Origin of the sequence: Paenibacillus zanthoxyli JH29 (assembly GCF_000520715.1) — a bacterium.
In the GTDB taxonomy this organism is placed as follows: Bacteria; Bacillota; Bacilli; order Paenibacillales; family Paenibacillaceae; genus Paenibacillus_AQ; species Paenibacillus_AQ zanthoxyli.
Window position 1 is genome coordinate 1 of record NZ_ASSD01000667.1, and the last position, 5,531, is coordinate 5,531.

At 54.6% G+C, this 5,531-nt stretch carries 6 protein-coding genes; 2 read left to right on the forward strand and 4 right to left on the reverse strand.

Annotated features, from left to right (window positions below; all coding sequences use genetic code 11):
- From hemG to hemE, 3 genes are all read right to left on the reverse strand, one after another.
- Window positions 1–575 (reverse strand): protoporphyrinogen oxidase (gene hemG / locus L691_RS0125795; RefSeq protein WP_025693087.1); only part of this gene is annotated, 575 nt, incomplete at its 3' end.
- Entirely contained in the window at window positions 572–1,528 is a 957-nt protein-coding gene (gene hemH / locus L691_RS0125800) for a ferrochelatase (protein ID WP_025693088.1), read from the reverse strand. The genes hemH and hemG, both read right to left, overlap by 4 nt.
- A 40-nt stretch (window positions 1,529–1,568) precedes the next feature.
- A complete protein-coding gene (gene hemE / locus L691_RS0125805; protein WP_025693089.1) occupies window positions 1,569–2,636 on the reverse strand; it encodes a uroporphyrinogen decarboxylase in 1,068 nt (355 codons plus the stop codon).
- Window positions 2,637–2,844: 208 nt separating this feature from the next.
- On the opposite strand from hemE, the gene L691_RS0125810 reads away from it, so the two are divergent.
- Window positions 2,845–4,071, forward strand: coding sequence for an MFS transporter (locus L691_RS0125810; protein WP_036738352.1), 1,227 nt, complete (start codon window positions 2,845–2,847; stop codon window positions 4,069–4,071).
- Between the two features lie 10 nt (window positions 4,072–4,081).
- Here the strand turns inward: L691_RS0125810 and L691_RS0125815 are convergent, their stop codons facing one another.
- On the reverse strand, window positions 4,082–4,729 hold the full coding sequence (locus L691_RS0125815; protein ID WP_025693091.1) for an O-methyltransferase: 648 nt from the start codon (window positions 4,727–4,729) through the stop codon (window positions 4,082–4,084).
- A 221-nt stretch (window positions 4,730–4,950) separates the two neighbouring features.
- Between L691_RS0125815 and L691_RS0125820 the strand changes: the two genes are divergently transcribed.
- The coding region (locus L691_RS0125820; protein WP_025693092.1) for a THUMP domain-containing class I SAM-dependent RNA methyltransferase at window positions 4,951–5,531 on the forward strand (581 nt) is incomplete at its 3' end.

Here is a 5,531-nt window from a genome sequence, read left to right on the forward strand (position 1 = left end):
AAAGTCGCCTGCAGGCTGATCTTGCGCATATCCGCCGCATAAATACCGGCCAGGAGGGGCTCCGTCAAGTTCTCCAGCACCTCTGTTCCGAAGCGCCGCTCAATCAGCTCTCCAAGCGGCTCATCCTCCTCCCCGCGCCGGGGCGGAATAACGAAATCCATGAGTGCGCGCAGCTTACCGGGAAAGGAGAGCAGCCTGGTGCCTATAAAGGGCTTAAGATCCGTCGGAATGCCCAGCATAAGGCCGGCGGGCATCGGCAGCAGCTTGCCCCGCTGCAAGATATAAGTCTTCTTGGCGTTCGGATTGGTCGTTACCAGCTCATGGTCAATCTCCAATTCTCTCGCCAGGTCGCTCATTTCCTTCTTGCGGGCCAGGAAGGAATCCGGCCCTTTTTCGATCACGAAGCCATCCCTATGTAAAGTCTCAATTTTCCCGCCAAGGCTGCGCTCTTTTTCCAGAATGACAATTTCCGGCTGGATGCCGGCTTCTTTATAGTATTTACGCACGTAAAAAGCGGCGCTTAGTCCGCTCAAACCTCCACCGATAATGACGACTTTGCGTGAAGCTCCGCTCATGGGCGTCCCGCTTTCAGTTCTCCGGCCCGGTCCCGCACCACGTCGCTCAGCACCGCCATATATGCCGGGTCACTGTTCAGCGATTCAATCCGCATCAGACGCATATCCAGCTCGGACGCAACAGCCTCTGCTTCAATATCCAGATCGTACAGCACCTCAAGATGGTCGGATACGAATCCGATCGGGGCGGACAGCACGTATTCCACCTGCTCCTTGCTCAGCTCGCGGAGCGTATCAAGAATATCCGGCCCAAGCCAGGGCTCCGCCGTTCTCCCTGCACTCTGCCAGGTGAACTGCCATGAGGTTACTCCAGCTTGCTCCGCAACTGCTTTGGAAGTCTCCAGCAGCTGGTCCCGGTATGGATCGCCCATGGAGAGAATCCGCTCCGGCAAGCTGTGGGCGCTGAAGAGTACCCGAACATCTTCCCGGTTCGCTCCCGCTTCCTCGTACTGGTCCAGCTTTGCGGATACGCGGCGGCTAAACGCTTCGATAAGCTGGGGATGCAGATGGTAGCTTTGCACAAATGCCATTTGAATGCCGCAGCTTTCTGCTTTTTCTTGGGCCCGTTTAATATAGCCTCCGACACTCATGACGGAATAATGCGGAGCGAGCACGACGCCCACCGCCTGCCTGATGCCGCTCTCCGCCATTCGCTCCACTCCATCCTCGATGTAAGGACGGGCGTGCTTAAGACCCTGGAAGCAAATATATTCGATATCCTTGTCCTTATTATCCCGGTTTAGCGCGTCCTGCAGCGCCTGTACCTGACGGTCCGTATTTTCCCGCAGCGGGAATATCCCGCACGCGATGGCTTCATAGCGGTCCTTCAGTTCTTTCAGCTGTTCCGCCGATGGCGGATTGCCGCGCCGGATATGCGTATAATAAGACTCAACATCCTCCAGACTTTCAGGAGTGCCGTAGGACATAACGAGAACGCCGATTTGTGTTGTCAATTTGCGGATCACCTCTTAACGAATAATTATGAGTGGATGTTCAGGAGCGCAGCCTTGCGGCTTCTCTGAGCGCCAGCGCCTCCTTGGAATAGTCGTGGACATACTCCGTCAATTCACGCAGCTTGTCGAGCGACGCCTCGGGAAACAGTCCGTGTCCCAGATTGAAGACATAGCCAGGCTCACGAATGCCTTCATCAATCAGCGCTTTGGCGCGATCCTTGATAAGCTCCATCGGTGCGGTCAGGATATATGGATCAAGATTTCCCTGAATCGCGAAATTCCCGCCGGTTCTGCGCCGGCCTTCGTCCAGCGGGACCCGCCAGTCCAGACCAATCACATCCGCTTGAAGTCCCGTAAGGGTGGACAGCAATTCGCCGGAGCTCACACCGGGAAAATAGATTTTGGGCACATCTAAATCAGATAATTCGGCAAAAATACGGGAGACGGTCGGCAGAACGAACACTTCAAAATCCTGCGGCGACAAGGCTCCCACCCAGCTGTCGAACAATTGAAACGCCTTGCCCCCGCTGCGGACATGCGCCCTTAGATAAGCGATAACCATGTCGCCGAGCTTGTCCATCAGCATCGCCCAGACTTTGGGCTGCGTGTACATCAGCTCTTTAGTGCGAATATAGCTCTTGGATGGGCGGCCTTCGATCAGATAGCTGGCAATCGTAAAAGGCGCGCCGGCGAAGGTAATCAGCGGCACCTTCAGCTCTTTATCCAGAATTGCGATCGTTTCCAAAATATGGCCAAGGTCGCCTTCCACATCCACGGGCTTCAGCCGCTCTACGTCTGCGCTGCTGCGAATTGGACGCTGGATGACAGGCCCGATATTTTGCACAATGTCGAACTCCACCCCGATGGAGGCCACCGGATTCATGATGTCGGAGTAGAGAATGGCCGCATCGACGCCAAGCTTACGCACAGGCATCATCGTAATTTCCGCCGCCAATTCAGGCTGTCTGCTGATTTCCAGCAGTGAGTACTTCTCTTTGATCTTCCGGTAATCGGGATCGTAGCGGCCGGCCTGCCGCATGTACCATACGGGAATATGCTCTGTCTCCTGCTTCCTGCAGGCGCGGATAAAAGTATCGTTATAGGTCATGATAAGATCTCCATAGATTTAGATAAAATTTTCTTAAATTATATTATGCCCTTTTTAAAAGAATGTAACAACCGTCACACCTTACAAGCCATGACAATTATTTGACAACGGATGGAATGTGCCTCCGGTTCCTAAGAAAAATATGGTATACTATTAGAATGTCATCTTTGTGAACGGTTTGAATTTTAAAAAGGATGTGAAAAGCACATTGAAAAAGTGGAAAACTTGGGAGACCTGGCAGATCAATCTCTATGTGCTTTGGTTTGGACAATTTCTGGTGAATGCCGGAATGACGATGATTATCCCGTTTCTGTCACTCTATCTGGCCAAGGACCTCGGTGTTCGCGGGGATGCCGTCGGGATATGGGCCGGTATTATTTTTTCCGCCAATTTTATGACTTCGTTTCTGTTTCAGCCGCTGTGGGGCTCGCTTTCCGATAAATACGGCCGTAAAATCATGCTGCTGCGCTCCGGCTTTGGCATGGCAATCGCCCTCACGCTGATGGGCTTTGCGCAGACGCCCTGGCAGCTGCTCCTTCTCAGGCTGCTCAACGGCACCATTTCCGGATTCAATCCTGCTTCCATCTCACTCGTCTCGGGGACGACGCCGAAGCACCGGATGGGATTCGCCATGGGCCTCATGCAGTCCGGCTCCGTAGCCGGAACGATTCTTGGACCGCTGATCGGCGGACTGCTTGCGGATTGGATCGGATTCCGCCCGATCTTTTACGTGATTGGCCTGCTGCTGTCCATCGCCACTCTGCTCGCCATGTTCCTCGTTAAAGAGAATTTCAACCGTGAGGAAGCTGCCCACAAGCCGCAGGTATCCACGTTTGAAGGATTTAAAGATCTCATCAAGGTTCCGCAGCTTCCGGCGCTGTTCGCCGTCACGTTCCTGATCCAGTTCGCCATGATCAGCCCGATGGCCTTGCTGCCCTTATATGTCGAGAACCTGCACGGGACCGTTGTCAATATCACGTTCTGGGCAGGGGTGGTCAGCTCAGTAACCGGGGTCTCGAATATGATTGCCTCGCCGGTGCTCGGCAAACTCAGCGATAAGGTCGGCGCCCACCGGATTCTGACCTACGCTCTGATCGGCGCTGCCCTGTTTGTTATTCCGCAGGCGTTCGTCGGCAGCGTCTGGCAGCTCATATTCGTCCGCTTTCTGATGGGCGTCTTCATGGGCGGACTTCTTCCGAGCGTAAACGCCCTGATCCGTTCTTATACACCGGACGGCAAGGAGAGCCGGGCCTTCGGCTTCAACAGCAGCACGCTGGCCCTCGGCAATATGCTGGGATCGCTGATCGGCGGCTTTCTGGCGGGCTATATTGGCATCGAAGGCATATTCATCGTCTCTGGCGCCATGCTGCTGATCAATACGTTATGGGTCCGATTCACGCTGTACAAGGCTGCCCCGATCAGGCTGTTTCGTTAACCTCCCGCCTTTATTTCACAATTGCAAGAGCGAGTCCGTCATACGCGGGCAGCAGCGTGCTGGTTAGCCGGCTGTCACCCGCGATCATTTCGTTGAAACGGCGCATCGCCTGTACCGCAGGCCCGTTCTTATCCGTATTCAGGGTGCGTCCGCGCAGGAAGATATTATCGCCCGCGATTACCGCTCCCGGCTTCGCCAGCCGTATGGCATATTCCAGATAGTCCGGATAGTTCTCCTTGTCGGCGTCGATAAAAAAGAAATCGAACCTTCTCCCTTCCTCCGCCAGCAGGGCAAGATTGTCCAGCGCGGGGCCTGTCCGGTATTCGACAATGCCGCCGAATCCGGCCTGCTCCAGATGGCGGCGCGCCATCTCGGCATATTCCGGCTTAAGCTCCAGAGAGGTTAATGTTCCTCCGGAAGCCAGTCCTCTAGCCAGGCAAATGCCGCTGTATCCGCCAAGGGCTCCGATCTCCAGCACACTGGTTGCGCGGGAAAGCGAAACGAGCATGCTCAGCAGTCTTCCGTAACCCGGTGCTATCGACACCTCGGGCATGCCGCCTGCACGGATGGCTTCTTTTACTGACAGCAGAAGCTCATCTTCCGTATATAGACGCTCGCTGTACATCTCTTGATTAGAGTACTGCTCTTGATTAAGCATATCTGATCTCCTTTTTGTTCACATTCTACATATGTTGGCAAGCACTGCCGTTCCCCCGGCCAATCGGGACGTTGTGATACGCCCTTGCTTCGCCTATACTTGAAATATTAAGTATAACAGTCTACGAGATGCGGGTCTGCCCCTATCAGGCGGCTGCTTTACGCTTCTACTTGATTGTACTGGCTTTACTCACATACCTACAAGCAACGGAGTTGAGATTCTTGAGCAAATTGCAGCTGATTGCCACCGCCCCCATGGGACTGGAGGCCGTCGTCGCACGCGAATTAAACGAATTGGGTTATGAAACGACTACCGAGAACGGCCGCGTTCTCTTTAGCGGGGATATGATCGATATTTGCCGCTGCAACCTGTGGCTGCGCACCTCGGACCGGGTCCTGATCAATATGGGGCGATTTCCGGCTAAAACCTTTGACGAGCTGTTCGAAGGCGTCAAGGCGCTGCCGTGGCAGGATTGGATTCCCAAGCATGGCGAATTCCCCGTCGAGGGACGCTCGCACAAGTCGCAGCTTACCAGCGTCCCGGCTGCACAAGGCATTGTCAAAAAAGCGGTCGTCGAAAAGCTGAAGCAGTATTATCGCACCGACTGGTTTCCCGAGAACGGTCCGCGATACGTCATCGAGGTTACGCTGCTCAATGATATCGCGCTGATTACGCTGGACACAACCGGTCCTGCGCTTCATAAGCGGGGCTACCGCAAGCTGGTTACGGAAGCGCCCCTCAAAGAGACCATGGCCGCCGCGCTATTAAAGCTCAGCCGCTGGAACGGCAGCCGCCCTCTCTA

Coding starts and splice junctions, on each gene's coding strand:
- hemE (WP_025693089.1), bottom strand. CDS start 2,636: ATGACCTATAACGATACTTTTATCCGCGCCTGCAGGAAGCAGGAGACA.
- L691_RS0125815 (WP_025693091.1), bottom strand. CDS start 4,729: ATGCTTAATCAAGAGCAGTACTCTAATCAAGAGATGTACAGCGAGCGT.